This is a genomic window from Azospirillum sp. TSO35-2, from assembly GCF_003116095.1.
Classification (GTDB): domain Bacteria; phylum Pseudomonadota; class Alphaproteobacteria; order Azospirillales; family Azospirillaceae; genus Azospirillum.
In genome coordinates, this window is sequence record NZ_LGRA01000013.1 from 577,089 (window position 1) to 592,548 (window position 15,460).

Annotated in this window: 15 protein-coding genes; 9 read left to right on the plus strand and 6 right to left on the minus strand. The window is 70.8% G+C overall.

Annotated elements, in window-relative coordinates; genetic code table 11:
- Positions 1–7 precede the first annotated feature (7 nt).
- The 6 genes from TSO352_RS09935 to TSO352_RS09960 form a co-directional block, all read right to left on the minus strand.
- Entirely contained in the window at positions 8–733 is a 726-nt protein-coding gene (locus tag TSO352_RS09935) for an ABC transporter ATP-binding protein (RefSeq protein ID WP_199231551.1), read from the minus strand.
- Complete coding sequence (locus TSO352_RS09940; protein ID WP_109107164.1) at positions 726–1,472, minus strand: ABC transporter ATP-binding protein; 747 nt, start codon at positions 1,470–1,472, stop codon at positions 726–728. Before TSO352_RS09940 ends, TSO352_RS09935 begins: the two co-directional genes overlap by 8 nt.
- A complete protein-coding gene (locus TSO352_RS09945; RefSeq protein ID WP_109107165.1) occupies positions 1,459–2,472 on the minus strand; it encodes a branched-chain amino acid ABC transporter permease in 1,014 nt (337 codons plus the stop codon). The genes TSO352_RS09940 and TSO352_RS09945 overlap by 14 nt, the downstream gene beginning before the upstream one ends.
- Entirely contained in the window at positions 2,469–3,341 is an 873-nt protein-coding gene (locus TSO352_RS09950) for a branched-chain amino acid ABC transporter permease (RefSeq protein ID WP_109107166.1), read from the minus strand. Before TSO352_RS09950 ends, TSO352_RS09945 begins: the two co-directional genes overlap by 4 nt.
- 73 nt (positions 3,342–3,414) lie before the next feature.
- Positions 3,415–4,653, minus strand: coding sequence for an ABC transporter substrate-binding protein (locus TSO352_RS09955; protein ID WP_109107167.1), 1,239 nt, complete (start codon positions 4,651–4,653; stop codon positions 3,415–3,417).
- Between the two features lie 5 nt (positions 4,654–4,658).
- Positions 4,659–5,528, minus strand: a complete 870-nt coding sequence (locus TSO352_RS09960; RefSeq protein ID WP_109107168.1) for a GntR family transcriptional regulator — start codon at positions 5,526–5,528, stop codon at positions 4,659–4,661.
- Between the two features lie 155 nt (positions 5,529–5,683).
- Here TSO352_RS09960 and TSO352_RS09965 point away from each other — a divergent pair, with 155 nt between their 5' ends.
- The 9 genes from TSO352_RS09965 (at position 5,684) to TSO352_RS10005 (ending at position 15,460) form a co-directional block, all read left to right on the plus strand.
- The gene (locus TSO352_RS09965; RefSeq protein WP_109107169.1) at positions 5,684–6,184 is read left to right on the plus strand and encodes an Rrf2 family transcriptional regulator; all 501 of its coding nucleotides are present in this window, start codon (positions 5,684–5,686) and stop codon (positions 6,182–6,184) included.
- Between the two features lie 169 nt (positions 6,185–6,353).
- A complete protein-coding gene (locus tag TSO352_RS09970) occupies positions 6,354–7,367 on the plus strand; it encodes a sulfate ABC transporter substrate-binding protein (protein ID WP_109107391.1) in 1,014 nt (337 codons plus the stop codon).
- 81 nt (positions 7,368–7,448) lie between these two features.
- Positions 7,449–8,585 carry a sulfate ABC transporter ATP-binding protein gene (locus TSO352_RS09975; RefSeq protein WP_109107170.1) on the plus strand — a complete coding sequence of 379 codons (1,137 nt, stop codon included), beginning with the start codon at positions 7,449–7,451 and terminating at the stop codon, positions 8,583–8,585.
- A gap of 89 nt (positions 8,586–8,674) precedes the next feature.
- Positions 8,675–10,417, plus strand: a complete 1,743-nt coding sequence (locus tag TSO352_RS09980; protein WP_109107171.1) for an SLC13 family permease — start codon at positions 8,675–8,677, stop codon at positions 10,415–10,417.
- Positions 10,418–10,721: 304 nt separating this feature from the next.
- Positions 10,722–12,254, plus strand: coding sequence for an FAD/NAD(P)-binding protein (locus TSO352_RS09985; protein ID WP_109107172.1), 1,533 nt, complete (start codon positions 10,722–10,724; stop codon positions 12,252–12,254).
- 161 nt (positions 12,255–12,415) lie between these two features.
- Positions 12,416–12,883 carry a hypothetical protein gene (locus tag TSO352_RS09990; RefSeq protein WP_109107173.1) on the plus strand — a complete coding sequence of 156 codons (468 nt, stop codon included), beginning with the start codon at positions 12,416–12,418 and terminating at the stop codon, positions 12,881–12,883.
- Between the two features lie 145 nt (positions 12,884–13,028).
- A complete protein-coding gene (locus TSO352_RS09995; RefSeq protein WP_109107174.1) occupies positions 13,029–13,385 on the plus strand; it encodes a hypothetical protein in 357 nt (118 codons plus the stop codon).
- A gap of 107 nt (positions 13,386–13,492) precedes the next feature.
- Positions 13,493–14,203, plus strand: a complete 711-nt coding sequence (locus TSO352_RS10000; RefSeq protein ID WP_109107175.1) for a TetR/AcrR family transcriptional regulator — start codon at positions 13,493–13,495, stop codon at positions 14,201–14,203.
- Positions 14,204–14,209: 6 nt separating this feature from the next.
- Complete coding sequence (locus TSO352_RS10005) at positions 14,210–15,460, plus strand: efflux RND transporter periplasmic adaptor subunit (RefSeq protein ID WP_247872008.1); 1,251 nt, start codon at positions 14,210–14,212, stop codon at positions 15,458–15,460.

The following is a 15,460-nucleotide window of genomic DNA, read 5'->3' on the forward strand; positions in this document are numbered from 1 at the left end:
GCATCGCTCACAGCCCGAGATAGGTGCGTTTCAGCTCGGGATCGCCGGCGATGTCGGCCGACGCGCCGGACATCGCGAAGACGCCGTTTTCCAGGATGTAGGCCCGGCGGGCGACCTCCAGCGACTGGACGACGTTCTGCTCGACCAGCAGGATCGCCAGCCCGTCGGCGTTCAGCTTGCGGATCAGGCCGAACATCTCCTCGACCACCAGCGGCGACAGGCCGAGCGACGGTTCGTCGAGGATCAGCAGCAGCGGTTCGGCCATCAGGCCGCGGCCGATCGCCAGCATCTGCTGCTCGCCGCCCGACAGCGTCCCGGCCATCTGGCCCGCGCGCTCCTTCAGGCGGGGGAAGGTGGCGAAGATGCGCTCCAGGTTCCGCGCCCGGTTGGGCTTGCCGCGGCGGTAGCTGCCGAGTTCCAGGTTCTCGCGGATCGACAGGTTGGGGAAGATCTTGCGGCCTTCCGGCACCTGGATCAGCCCCTGCTCGACGATGCGGGCGGCGGACTGGCCGGCGATGCGCTGGCCGGCGAAGCGGATGTCGCCGGTCCAGGCCGGCAGCACGCCCGACAGCACCTTGTTCAGCGTCGTCTTGCCGACGCCGTTGGAGCCGAGCACGGTGACGATCTCGCCCGGCCCGACGGCCATGTCGACGCCGCGCAGCACCTCGGTCGCGCCATAGCCGGTGGTCAGGCCTCGGATTTCCAGCAGCGTGTCGGGCGATGCCTCAGCCATGGGCTGCCCCCTCCGCCGCCAGCCGGGCGGCGGCGCCGTGGCCGAGATAGGCCTCGATCACGCGGGCGTCGGCGCAGACCGCGGCCGGCGGCCCCTCGGCGATCATGCGGCCCTGGGCCAGCACATGGACGTGCTCGCACAGGGTCATCACCGCCTGCATGACATGCTCGATCATCAGGATCGTGACCCCTTCGTCGCGGATGCCCCGGATCACCGGGATGATGTCGCGGATCTCCGACGGGTTCAGCCCGGCCAGCACCTCGTCCAGCAGCAGCAGCTTCGGTTCGGTGGCGAGCGCGCGGGCCAGCTCCAGCCGCTTGCGCCCGGCCACCGTCAGCCCGCCGGCCGGGCGGTCGAGCTCCGGCCCCAGCCCGACCCGCTGGGCGACGGCGCGCGCCCGGGCGATGGCGTCGGCCCGCTTGGCGTGGCGCAGATAGGCGCCGACCGCGATGTTCTCGCACACCGTCAGCCCGGCAAAGGGCTGCACGATCTGAAAGGTGCGGCCGATGCCGCGGGCGGCGCGGCGGTGCGGCTCCTCCGCGGTGATGTCGGCGCCTTCGAAGCGGATGCCCCCGTCGGTCGGCGCGATGAAGCCGGAGATCATCGAGAACAGCGTCGTCTTGCCGGCGCCGTTCGGCCCGATCAGGCCGATGATGCTGCCCGGCGTGACGGTCAGCGACGCGCCGTCCACCGCCATCAGGCCGCCGAAGCGCTTGGAGACCGAGTCAACGACCAGCATTGGGGACCTCCTTGGCGGTACGCGACTTGGCGGATGGCGGCAGCATGCCGACGCCGCGGTCGCGCAGGCGTTCCAGCAGCCCCAGGATGCCGCCGCGGGCGAAGGCCACCGCCAGCACCAACACGGTGCCGAAGACGATCAGGTCGATGCCCGGGATGCGGCCGGCGAACTGCTTGGCGACCTCGCCCAGCCCGTGCAGGGTCAGGGCGCCGACCACCGGGCCGAAAACCGTCCCCACCCCGCCGATGATCGGGGCGAGCAGCAGCTCCACCGAAATCCAGCCGCCATAGGCGATGTTGGCGTCGATGTAGAGGAAATACTGGGCGTACAGTCCGCCGGCCAGCGCGGTCACCGCGCCCGACAGGGCGATGGCGCGCAGCTTCACCCGCAGGCTGTCGACGCCCAGCGCCTTGGCGGCGTCCTCGTTCTCGCGCACCGCCACCAGCTGGGCGCCGAAGCGCGAGCGCTGGATCCAGCGTGTCAGCACCAGCACCGCCGCGACGAAGCCCAGCACCAGCCAGTAGAACACGGCGCGGTCGGCGAATTGCAGGTTGGCGGGGCGGACGTCCAGCCCGATCAGCAGCCCGGCGGCGCCACCGGTCAGCGGCGCGGCGTTGGCGAGGATGCGGAACACCTCGGCGAAGGCCAGCGTCACCAGCGCGAAGTAGGAACCGCGCAGGCCGGAGCGGAAGCTGAGGAAGCCGATCGCCCAGCCGACCGCGCCGCCCGCCGCGACGGCCGCCGCCAGACCGGCCCAGGCGTTGACGCCCCAGCGCAGTTGCAGGATGGCGGTCGCGTAGGCCCCGGTCCCGAAGAAGGCGGCGTGGCCGAAGCTGAACTGGCCGCCGAAGCCGCCCAGGATGTTCCAGCCCTGGGCGCCGAGCGCCACGATCAGCATGAAGACCAGGAAGTTCAGCACCGGGCTCGCCGTCACCACCAGCGGCAGCAGCGCCGCCAGCCCGACGAGGACGAGCACGGGGATCAGGTCGCGCACGGTCATGCCTTGGCTCCGAACAGGCCGGTCGGCCGCACCAGCAGCACGGCGATGAAGATCAGGAAGATGCCGAGCTGGCCCAGGCTGTCGCCCAGGAACAGGCCGCACAGGCTCTCCACCACGCCGATGAACAGGCCGCCCAGCAGCGCCCCGGGGATCGACCCCATGCCGCCCAGCACCACCACGGTGAAGGCGACCAGCACGAAGGCGCCGCCGATCCGCGGGTTGACGTAGAAGGTCGGCATCAGCAGGCAGGCGGCCACCGCCAGGCAGGCGCAGCCCAGCCCGAAGGTGACGGCGTAGATGTGCGGGACGTCGATGCCGACCAGATTGGCGCCCAGCTTCTCCCTGGCGACGGCGCGGATCGCCTTGCCGGTGTCGGTGCGGTTCAGCACCAGCCACAGCAGCCCGGTGACCACCACCGCCACCGCCAGCCCGATCAGCCGCGGGAAGGACAGCAGCAGCGGCCCCAGCGCCACCACCTGGAACGAATAATCGGTGTCGAGCGTCCGCGTGTCCGACTGGAAGGTCGCGAGCAGCACATTTTCCAGCACGATCGACAAGCCCAGCGTCACCAGCAGGATGTTGCCGTCGTCGCCGTGGCTGGCCGGGCCGATGACGAAGCGCTGCAGGCCGTAGCCCAGCGCGAACATCAGCGGCACCAGCAGCGGAATCACCGCGTAGGGGTCGATCCCCAGCCACGCCCAGGCGACCCAGACCGCGAACATGGCGCAGGTCAGCAGCGCGCCATGGGCGAAGTTGATGATGTGCAGAACCCCGTAGATCAGCGTCAGGCCCAGCGCGATCAGCGCATAGACCGCACCGGTCATCAGGCCGTTCAGCATCGCTTCGAGGATGATCTGAGGTGAATACATCGACAGCCCGCGCGTGAGTGGAACAGCGGTGTCCTGCCCCGGCCAGTGCGGGGGCGGGACACCGGGACGAGGCTCAGACCGCCGGGAAGTTCGCCTTCGCTTCCGCGTAGGCTTCCGGGAAGATCACCTTGATGTCGTCGCCCTGGATCTGGGTGTTGATCGGCGTGGCGCCCTCGTTCTGGCCGTTGACGAACTTCGTCGGGCCGTAGGGCATGATGTGGCCGGCGAAGGTGGAGGCGTTCAGCGCCTCGATGATCTTGGCGCGGTCGGTCGAGCCGGCGCGCTCGATGGCGTCGGCCAGCAGCTTCACGTTCGAATAGTTCAGCGACACGTTGTAGGCGAAGGACTTGCCCTGCTCCTGCACCGCCTTGCGCAGCGCCAGCGCCTGCGGGTTGCGCGGGTCGTGCCAGTGGTTGCAGTCGATGACGTTCTGGGCCGCCTGGGGGAACTCCTTGACGAAGCGCCCGTTCGACGCCGCCCCGCCCAGCACGGCGTAGACGCCCTTCGGCTTGATGCGCTGCTGCTGCATGGTGCGGGCGAGCAGCACGAACTCGCCGTAGTAGTTGGACGGGATCACCAGATCCGGGTTCAGCGAGCGGATGCGCAGCGCGACGTTGGACATGTCGCGCGCCGGGGTCGGATGGGCGATGGTCTCCAGCACCTCGAAGCCGCGCTTGGGCAGTTCGGTCTGCAGCAGCTTGGCGAGGCCGGAGCCGAACAGCCCGTCCTCGTGCACCAGCACCACCGTCTTCGCCGGCTTGCCCGCCAACTCGTTCATGCGGGTCAGGTTGTCGAGCGCCACCGTGGTGACCTTGCCGAAGCCGGGGCCGAAGCGGAAGGTGTTCTTCAGCCCGCGCGCCATGATCTGGTCCGACACGCCGACATCGACCAGATAGGGCAGGTCGTAGCGCGCCGCCGCCTGCGACGCGGCGAGGCAGATCGGGCTGGCGAAGCCGCCGACGATGGCGCAGGCCCCGTCGGCCTGCATGCGCTCGACCTCCTGCGTTCCGGCCTCCGGCGTGGAGCGGGCGTCGCCGAACAGCATCTCCAGCTTGGCGCCGCCCAGCGCCTTGATGCCGCCGGCGGCGTTGATCTCGTTGATCGCCATCTCGGCGCCCAGTCGGCCGAGGTCGCCGTCATGGGCCAGCGCGCCGGTGACCGGCTGGAGGATGCCGATCTTCACCGCGGCGGTTTGCGCCCGCAGGATCGACGGCGCCGCCAGCGGCGCGACGGCCGCCACGGCCGCGCCGGCCTTCAGGACCGAGCGGCGGGTGAGGCCAAGATGCGGAAACCCCTGAACCGGACGTCTCATTGCGCTCAACTCCTCTGTTTGGTGGTCCGCTTGGCGCGGGTCGGCTTGTCGCCTTGCTTGTTTTTCTCGGGTTTGGTCTTGTCGGCTTTGCCCTTGTCCGATGCGCGGGGCCAGCCCAGCGCCGGGCTCCAGCGCCGTTCGCCGTCGTTGCCGGTGCGCACCAGATCCATGTGGAAGCTGTAGCGGTCGGGCCGGTACAGCGCGTGCAGATGCTCCACCCCGCGCCCCGCCGGCTCGTAGACCACGCGGGTCAGCGTCAGCAGCGGCGAGCCGATCTCCAGATCCAGCGCCGCCGCCGCCTCCGGCCCGGCCAGGGTCGCGTTGATCGCCTGGGTCGCCCGCTCCGTCGTCACGCCCGACCGTTCGATCAGCTCCAGCAGCGGCCGGGCGGCCAGTTCGGCCTCCGAATAGGTCAGGCCGATCCATTCCGGCACATGGGTGGTCAGGTAGGAGAAGGGCACGCCGTCGATCAGCCGCACCCGGACGGAGCGCTGGACCCGCTCCCCCGGCTTCATCCCCAGGCTTTCGGCGATGCCCTCGCTGGGCAGGCCGTAGCCGAAGGACAGCAGCTTCACGTCGGTGCTGCGCCCCATGTCGATCAGGTGCGACAGCACGTTGGACAGGTCGGCGACGATCGGCCGGACGCTGCGGGTGTCGTGGACGAAGGTGCCGGACCCCGCCTTGCGCTGCACCAGCCCTTCCTTGTCGAGCAGGTCGAGCGCCCGGCGCACGGTGACCCGCGACACCGCATGCTCCGCCGCCAGCGCCGGTTCGCCCGGCAGCCGCGTCCCCGGCGGCAGGTCGCCGGCGATGATGCGGTCGCGCAGCAGCAGGTAGATCCTGCGCGCCTTCAGAGGTTCAACCGCCGATCTCACAGCGCCCCGTCTCCCCGTTCGCCGGAAGCCAAGCCGGTCTCTGCACCAGACAGGAACCTGTATGATCGATAATACAGGTTGGGTCAACCAGGATTGCGGGGCGGAGAGCAATTGGGTGTGCTGACGGATCGGCGGCTTCCGGCTACACTGCGGCGATGCTGTCGCAAAAAGCCAAATACGCCCTGCGGGCCATGCTCGCGCTCGCCACGGTCGACGAGGGGGAGTCCCTTCAGATCGCCGACATCGCCGAGCGCCATCGCCTGCCCAAACGGTTCCTGGAGCAGATCCTGCTGGACCTGAAGCACCATGGGCTGGTCATCAGCAAGCGCGGCAAGAATGGCGGCTACGCCCTCATCCGGCCGGCGGCGGAGATCACCTTCGCCCAGGTCGTGCGGATCATCGACGGGCCGCTGGCGCCGCTGCCCTGTCTCAGCCGGGTGGCCTACCAACGCTGCGACGATTGCGAGGACGAGCAGGGCTGCGCCATCCGCCGCGTTTACGCCGGCGTCCACGCGGCGACGCTGACCGTCCTGGAAGGCACCACGCTGGAAGCCGCCCTGGCGGACCGCGGGACCGAGCCATGGAACAGCACATTCGGCACGCTGTTGAACGAGGCGCAGCCCAACGACCGGCCTATGCGCGTCGGCAGGGCATAAGACAAACGGGTCTGGTGAATCGGTTTTAAATACGTAAGAGATTCTGGGTTAGTGGGTTTTTCGCGCTTCTAATCACGACCAAGTTGATCGAGTATCGGTTCTTGTCGGGGCCGCCGACGGCCGGCGCGCCCCAACCGCTCCCCGATGGAATTGGCCGATGGAGTTGGCGATGCACGCACGCACCCGTTCCCTCGCGGCGTTTCTGCTGAGCGCGGCGCTTGCCGGCGGCGCCCCGGCGGCCTGGGCCGACAGCAGCCTGCTGAACGTCTCCTACGACCCGACCCGCGAGCTGTACGCCGACTACAACAAGCTGTTCGCCGCGAAATGGAAGGCCGACACCGGCCAGACGGTGTCGATCCGCCAGTCGCACGGCGGGTCCGGCAAGCAGGCCCGCTCGGTCATCGACGGCAACGATGCCGACGTGGTGACGCTGGCGCTCGCCTACGACATCGACGCGATCGCCCAGGCCGGCCGCATGAACAAGGGGTGGCAGGCCGCCTACCCGAACAACAGCGCGCCCTACACCTCGACCATCGTGTTCCTGGTGCGCAAGGGCAACCCGAAGGGGGTCAAGGACTGGGACGATCTGGCGAAGCCGGGCATCCAGGTCGTCACGCCCAACCCGAAGACCTCGGGCGGTGCCCGCTGGAACGTCCTGGCCGCCTACGGCTACGCGCTGGACAAGAACGGCGGCGACGAGACCAAGGCCAAGGACTTCACCGCGCGGCTGTTCAAGAACGTCCCCGTGCTGGACACCGGCGCCCGCGGCGCCACCGTCACCTTCGTCCAGCGCGGCATCGGCGACGTGCTGCTCGCCTGGGAGAACGAGGCTTTCCTGGCGGTCGAGGAGCTGGGGCGCGACAAGTTCGACATCGTCGTGCCCTCGGTCAGCATCCTGGCCGAACCCCCGGTCGCCGTCGTCGACGAGGTCGTCGACCGCAAGGGCACCCGCAAGGTGGCCGAGGCCTATCTGCGCTACCTTTATTCGCCCGAGGGACAGGATCTGGGCGCCCGCCACTATTACCGGCCGCGCCTGGCCGAGGTGGCGGCACGCTACGCCGACCGCTTTGCCAACGTGGCGATGTTCACCATCGACGACAAGTTCGGCGGCTGGGCCAAGGCCCAGGCCAAGTTCTTCGCCGACGGCGGGCTGTTCGACCAGATCTACACCCAGGGCCGCTGAACGATGCCTGCTGGCGCGACGCCGGCGAACGCGCCACCCGCCGGCGCCACCGAGGCCGCCATCCCCGATCGGGAGGACCCCATGAACATCGACATCCAGGGCATCACCAAGCGCTTCGGCGCCTTCCTCGCGCTGGACAGGGTGGACCTGCGCATCGACAGCGGCGAGCTGGTCGCGCTGCTGGGCCCCTCCGGGTCGGGCAAGACCACGCTGCTGCGGATCATCGCCGGGCTGGAGACCGCCGACGCCGGCAGCGTGCTGTTCGGCGGCGAGAACGCGCTGCAACGCCACCCGCGCGACCGGCAGGTCGGCTTCGTGTTCCAGCACTACGCCCTGTTCCGCCACATGACGGTGTTCGACAACGTCGCCTTCGGGCTTCAGGTCCGGCCGCGGAGCCAGCGCCCGTCGAAGGCGGCGATCGCGGAGCGGGTGCAGGAGCTGCTGCGGCTGGTCCAGCTCGACCCGCTGGCCGACCGCTACCCCTCGCAGCTCTCCGGCGGCCAGCGCCAGCGGGTGGCGCTGGCGCGCGCGCTGGCGATCGAGCCGCGGGTGCTGCTGCTCGACGAGCCGTTCGGCGCGCTCGACGCCAAGGTCCGCAAGGAGTTGCGCCGCTGGCTGCGCCACCTGCACGACGCCATGGGCATCACCAGCGTCTTCGTGACCCACGACCAGGAAGAGGCGCTGGAGCTGGCCGACCGCGTGGTGGTGATGAACCAGGGCCGGATCGAGCAGATCGGCACGCCGACCACCGTCTACCGCGATCCGGCCACCCCCTTCGTCTACGAGTTCCTGGGCGACGTGAACCGCATCGAGTGCACCATCGACGGCGGGCTGGTCCGTCTGGCCAGGCTGGGGCTGCCGCTCGGCGGGGTCGGCGGGCAGGCCGGGCAGGCGATCGTCTATGTCCGGCCGCACGACATCGACCTGGCCCCGGCCGATGGCGATGCCGGACCCGCAACCGGGATCGTCCGCCGCCTCTACGAGGTCGGGGCGCTGATCCGTGCCGAGGTCGATTACGCCGGGACCCGGCTCGACGTCGCCATCCCCGCCGGCGAGCCGACCCGCTTGCGCGCCGGCGACCCCGTCCGCGTCGCGATCCGCCGCGGCCTCGTCTTCCCCACCGAGCGCACCGGCGGGCAGGAGGCGATGGCGCTGGTCCCGTTCCGGAACCTCGGCCGTGGCGCGGCCGCGCATGGGTCGGGTGCCCTGCGTGGCTGACGGCCTCCCCACCGGCCAGGCCGCCGGCTTGGCACCGCGCGCCGACCCGTGCAGGATGGCGGGACGGGGCGGCGGCACGGGAACGGGCGATGGGGTTCGAACAGGCGGCGCTGACCGCCATCCTGGGCGGCATGCTGGCGGCCTTCGCCGCCGGCCGCTGGCGCTACGACGTCGTCGCCATGGCCGGGCTGATGGCGGCCGTCGCCATGGGGCTCGTGCCGGCCGATGCGGCCTTCGCCGGCTTCGCCAACCCGGCGGTGATCACCGTGGCCGGGGTGCTGGTGCTGTCGCGCACCCTCACCCGCTCCGGCCGGTTCGACGCCGTGGCGGAACGGCTGCTGGCCGGCGTCTCCGGCCTGCCCGGCCAGTTGGCCGTGCTGTGCGGGCTGGCCGCGGCGGCGTCCGCCGTCATGAACAACATCGGCGCGCTGGCCCTGTTCATGCCGGTCGCGCTGTGGGCGGCCAAGCGGCACGGGCGCTCGCCGGCGCTCTACCTGATGCCGCTGTCCTACGCCACGCTGCTGGGCGGCATGACGACGCTGATCGGAACGCCGGCGAACCTGCTGGTGTCCCGCTTCCGCGCCGCCGCCGCCGGGGAGCCGTTCGGCATGTTCGCCTTCTCGGCCGTCGCCGTCCCGCTGGCGGTGCTGGGCATCGGCTATCTGGCGCTGGTCGGCTGGCGGCAGGCGCGCACCAACGCCGGCCTGGAGCCGGACGACGCCCCCGACGACCTTCCCCTCTACGACACCGAACTGACGGTGACGCCGGCCTCGCCCTACCGCGGCCGGCTCGTCGCCGAACTGGAGCGGGAGCGGCACGCGCGCGTCACCGGCATCGTCCGCGACGGCCGCCGCGTCTTCGCCCGGCTGGCGGAGGAGGCGCTTCGGGCCGGCGACCTGCTGCTGATCCGGGTGGACGTTGCGGCGCTGCACACCCTGGCGGCCTCCGGCGGTCTGGTTCCGCCGGTCCCGGCGCAGGGCGACGGCACCTTCGCCGAAGCGGTGGTTGCGCCCAACGCCGTCCTGCAAGGCAGTTGCGCCGCCTCGCTCGACCTGGAAGGCCGCTGGGGCGTCACCCTGGTCGCGGCGATGCGCCAGCAGCGGCGGACCGAGGGCCGACTGGCCGACGCCTCGCTGTCGGTCGGCGACGTCCTGCTGCTGCATGGCGAACCCGCCGCCATCCGGACGGCGATCGACGAGCTCGGCTGCCTGCCGCTGGCCGACCGCCGGATCGACCCGCAACCGCGGCGCACCGCCGTCGCCGGCGCCGTCTTCACCGTCGCCGTGCTGCTGGCGGCGCTGGACATCGGTCCGCCGGCCATCGTGTTCAGCGTCGGCGTGCTGGTCCTGGTCGTGGCGCGCTGCCTGCGGCCGTCGGAGGTCTACGACGCCATCGACTGGCCGGTGATCGTGCTGCTGGCCGCGATGATCCCGCTGGGCGACGCGCTGCAGAGCAGCGGCACCGCCGGGCTGGTGGCCGGCGCCCTGCTGGCGGAGGCCGGCGGGGTCGGTCCGCAGGCGATGCTGACGCTGGTGCTCGCGGTCACCATGCTGTTGACGCCGGTCCTGAACAACCCGGCCACGGTGATCGTGATGTCGCCGGTCGCCCTCAGCCTCGCCGGCCGGCTCGGCCTGTCGGCGGACCCGTTCCTCGTCGCGGTGGCGATCGGCGCGTCCTGCGATTTCCTGACGCCGTTCGGGCATCACAACAACGCCCTGGTGATGGGGCCGGGCGGCTACCGCTTCACCGACTTCGCCCGGCTCGGCATCGGGCTGGAGCTGATGGTCATCATCGTCGCCCCCCTCCTGATTCCGCTGGTGTGGCGTTTCTGAGCGGGGCCGCCCGAAGCGGGGCCGCCCACCTGCTCCCCCTTTTTGTCGTGGTCGCGACTCGGCAACAGCCGCTTTCCAGTGTGAAAAGCTCCGGAATTCCTACTTTAGCAATAGTGTTTTCCCTTCGGCCGATGGCGTGCCTGGTTTCCCTATGATAAGCAGGATTCCACGAAGCGGATCGAGCAGACACACGGCCGACGCACACCGCCCCGGTTCGGCTCCCCCAGCGTCGGGGGCACGGCCGCCGGGAACCGACCGCCAACGGCCGACCTTTTCCCGACCCATCGCGGAAGGACGGACACCGATGCCTGCAACGCCACATCTCCCTTCGCCCGCCTCCACGGCGCCCACCCTCTCCTCTCCGGGCCGGCACATCGCCATCGTCGGCGCCGGCTTCACCGGCAGCCTGCTGGCCGCCCATCTGCTGCGCGGCGCCCGGACGCCGCTGACGGTCCACCTGATCGAATGCGGTCACCGGCCGGGCGCCGGCGTCGCCTATTCGACCCCCAACGGCGCGCATCTGCTGAACGTGCGCGCCTACAACATGAGCGCCTATCCCGACGACCCGCGCCATTTCCTGCGCTGGCTGTGGAGCCGCGACGCCGACGGCCAGGTGCCGCCGAGCGGACACGCCTTCGTGTCCCGCGCCCTCTACGGCGCCTATGTCCAGGACGTGCTGGCCGACGCGCAGGCCGACGCACCCGACCACGCGCGGCTCGACCTGATCCGCGGCGAGGCGGTGGACGTCCACACCGACCCGGCGCAGCCGCAGGGCCGCTCCCTGCACGTTCGGCTGGGCGACGGCCGCAGCGTGGCGGCCGACGCCGCGGCGCTGTGCATCGGCAACTTCCCGCCCTGTCCGCCCTGTCTGGACAGCTCCACCGCGGCCGAGGCGTTCGCGTCGCGGCACTTCATCGGCGACCCCTGGGACCTGACGGCCATCGGCCGCATCGGGCGCGAGGCGCCGGTGGTCATCCTCGGCACCGGCCTGACCATGGTGGACACGGTGGTGTCGCTGCTCGACCAGGGGCATCGCGGGCCGATCACCGCGGTGTCGCGCCGCGGACTGCTGCCGCTGCGGCACCAGGAGGCCCGGCCCTACAGCTCGTTCCTCCACCCCGACGTGATGCCGCGCACCGTGCTGGACGTGCTGATCGCGCTGAAGGCCGACGCCCGCCACGCGGTGGCGGCCGGCTTCGACTGGCGGTCGGCCTTCGACGCGCTGCGGCCGCACCACCACCGCATCTGGGCCCATCTGCCGATGGAGGAGCGCCGCCGCTTCCTGCGCCACGCCCGTCCCTTCTGGGAGGTCCACCGCCACCGCATGGCGCCGGAGGTGGCCGACCGCATCGACGCCGCCCGCGCCGGCGGCCAACTGACCATCCTGCCCGGCCGGCTGGCCGACGCGGCGCTCACCGCCGACGGCCTGGAGCTGCGCATCAACGAGCGCGGCGGCGCACGGACGCGGGTGCTGCACACGGCGGCGCTGATCAACGCGACCGGCACCAACTGCGACTACACCCGCATCCGGCATCCACTGGTGCGCGCGCTGCTGGATCGCGGGCTGGCACGGCCGGACGCGCTGCGCCTGGGGCTGGACGTGACGGAGACCGGGGCGGTGATCCGCGCCGACGGCACCCCGGCGCCCCGCCTCTTCGCGCTGGGCCCGGTCGCCAAGGCGCCCTTCTGGGAAATGACCGCCGTGCCGGAACTGCGCAGCCAATGCGCCGAAGCGGCCGAGCGCCTTCTGGCCGGGCTGGAGGCCGGGCCGGGGGCGGTGGCGAACGGCCTGCGGCCATCCTCCATGACCCGTCTGGACGACGGATTGTCGGCATGACGCCGGAAAGCGGCTGAGTTTGTGGCGCGGCTCACAGCCGTGGTTTTGGCGCGGGGATAGGGTCTGGTCATCGGGACGGCAGACAGGGGACGGGCAGACGGCTCCCCCGGCGGTCCCGAACCGAACCCCCTCCCTCTCCCCTCGCTGAAGGAACCCACGCCATGATCCGCACCGCCCTGCTCTCCGGCTTCGCCACCGTCGCCCTGCTGTCGGCCCCGGCCTTCGCCGGCAACGTCAGCTCGATCAACAACACCGCCGCCGGCATCGGCAACGTCGCCGTTCAGTCGGCGATGACCCGGCAGATGGGCGGCCCCGGCCTGTTCGGCACCAACAACAGCGCCTCGGTCGACAACACCGCGGCGGGCATCGGCAACCTCGCCAAGCAGCGCGCCACCACGGTGCAGGGCGGCGGCTTCGGCGGTGGCTTCGGGGTGCCGCTGGGCGGCGGCTCCAACAGCGCGGTGGTCGGCAACACGGCGGCCGGCATCGGCAACCTGGCGGCGCAGAACAGCATGGTGCGCCAGCACAGCGGCACGCCGTTCGGCGGCGGCAACTTCGGCAACGTGCAGAACCTGTCCGCCGGCATCGGCAACGTCGCCGGCCAGCAGAGCCGGCTGATCCAGCGCTGAGATCGGCAACGCTGAGTTCGGCAGCCCCGAGGTCGGCGGCGCTGAGCCGCCACACACCTCCACCATGACGCCGGACGCCGGTCCGCCCAAGCCGCAGCCCCCGTGCGGCCGGCGGACCGGTTCCGTTCGCGAAAGGCGCACCCCGATGCACCGCTCCCTTCGGACCCTCGTGCTGGCCGCGGCGTTGACGACCGCGCCGGCCGTCGCCGCCACCGCCGTCGCGTTCGAGGTTCAGACCGGCGGCCTGCCCCTGTCGGCACGGAGCACCGCGCTGCTGGAGGAGCGGCTGACCGCGGGCCGTGACGCGGCGCGCCCCGACCGCCTGCCGCCGGATCGCGGGCCGGCCACCAGGGTGAACCCCATGGGTTTCGGGCCGGTCTCACCCGGCGCCCTGTCGGCCGACGAGCGGATGATGCGCTTCATGCTCGGCGAGCCGCGCTCCCCCGCGTTGCCGGAACGCGAGCTGGGGAATGCCGGCCCGGTCCAACGGAAGCGACATTGAACCCTCGAAGACGTTGGACAGATTGTCGCAACGGGATTATACAACGCCCAGCGAGGTGAGTAAGCCCTCACTCCTGACATCAACTGACAGTCCCAGACGGAACCTTCATGGCACCACGCCTCGACAGTGCGGCCCGCCGGCTGACCATTCTCGACGCGGCCCTGCCGCTGTTCGCGCAGAAGGGCTTCGCCGCGACGACGACCAAGGAGATCGCCCAGGCGGCCGGTGTCTCGGAAGCGTTGATCTTCAAGCATTTTCCGACGAAAGCCTCGCTGTACGAGGCGATCTTCCTCAACTGCATCGACGGCGACCCGGAGTATGAGCGGCTGGTCGCCCTTCCGCCGGCCACCGCGACGCTGGTGCAGATGATCCAGGGGCTGGTGAACTATTTCGTGATCGAGGTGCCGGCCAATCCGGACGAACGCGCCCGACAGCGCCTGTCGATCATCAGCCTGCTGGAGGACGGGGAGTTCATGCGGCAGGTTTACGACGGCATCCGCAGCCGCTTCCTGCCCTGCTTCGCCGCATCGATCGAGGCCGCCGTCGCCAGCGGCGACCTGGTGCCGGGTCCCATCGATGCGGAGAACGGGCTCTGGCTGGCCGAGCATCTGTGCCAGATGATGGCGACCGTCTGCCTGTCCGGCGGGGCGATCGTCAGCTATCCCTGCGGCCGCCCCGATCTTGCGCGCCAGACCATCTGGTTCATCCTTCGGGGGCTCGGCCTGCGCGACGAGGCCATCGCCGCCCAGGAAGGAAGCGCGCGCTTTCCGTCCGTTCCCTTCGACCCGCAAACTCAGAACCAAGACCATCCGGAGTAGCCGATCGTGACCTTGGACCATTCGCCAAAGACCGAGACGTCGTTCGGCCACCCGGCGGCCGAACCGGGCCACGCGGCACCGCCGCCACCGCCACCGCCTCACACCCCGCCGCGCAAGCCGGTCACCCGCGGGCGGCTGACGCTGCGCATCGTCATCACGCTGGTGGTGCTGGCGCTGCTGGGGGCGGCGCTGTACGGCTTCAACACCTTCCGCGCCAAGGCGATCTCCGACTTCTTCGCCAACAACAAGCCGCCGCCCACCCCGGTCGCGCTGGCCGAGGCGACGGTGCAGACCATCCCGAAATACCTGTCGGCCATCGGCACGCTGCAGGCGGCCCGTCAGGTGACGGTGGCCCCCGAGGTCGCCGGCCGCGTCGACCGCATCCCGTTCGAATCGGGCACCCGCGTCAAGGCCGGCGATCCGCTGGTGCAGTTGAACGACGCCACCGAGCAGGCCGACCTGCTGGCCCAGCGCGCCCAGGCGCGGCTGGCCGAGCTGAACCTGGAGCGCTACCGCGACCTGCGCCGCAGCCAAGCGACGCCGCAGAGCAACGTCGACCAGTATCAGGCCCAGCTCGACGAGATCAACGCCAACATGAAGCGCACCAGCGCGCTGATCGGCCAGAAGCTGATCAAGGCGCCGTTCGACGGCGACCTCGGCATCCGGCAGGTGAATGTCGGCGACTACGTCAATCCCGGCGCCACCATCGTCACGCTGACCGACCTGTCGCAGCTCTACGTCAACTTCACCCTGCCGGAACAGACACTGCCCAAGCTGTCGGTCGGCCAGGGGGTGCTGGTCAACGTCGACGCGCTGCCCGGCCGCGATTTCGAGGCGAAGATCACCACCATCGAACCGCAGGTCAGCGCCGACACCCGCGCCATCAAGGTGCAGGCGACGCTGGACAACCGCGAACGGCAGCTGCGGCCGGGCATGTTCGCCAACGTCCGCGTCGTGCTGCCGCCGCAGCCGAACACGCTGACCGTGCCGGAAACCGCGGTGGACTACACGGTCTACGGCGATTCGGTGTTCGTGGCGTCCAACGGCAAGACGCCGGACGGCAAGGAGCAGATGGTGGTCAACCGCAAGCCGGTGAAGGTCGGCGACCGTCTGGCCGACCGGGTGGAGATCCGCAGCGGCATCAACCCCGGCGACCGCGTCGTGGTGTCGGGCCAGTTGAAGCTGGCCAACGGCGCGGCCGTCGTCCCGGCGGAGGCCAACCCGCTGACCCCGCCGCAGTCCCTGCCGCAGAACTGA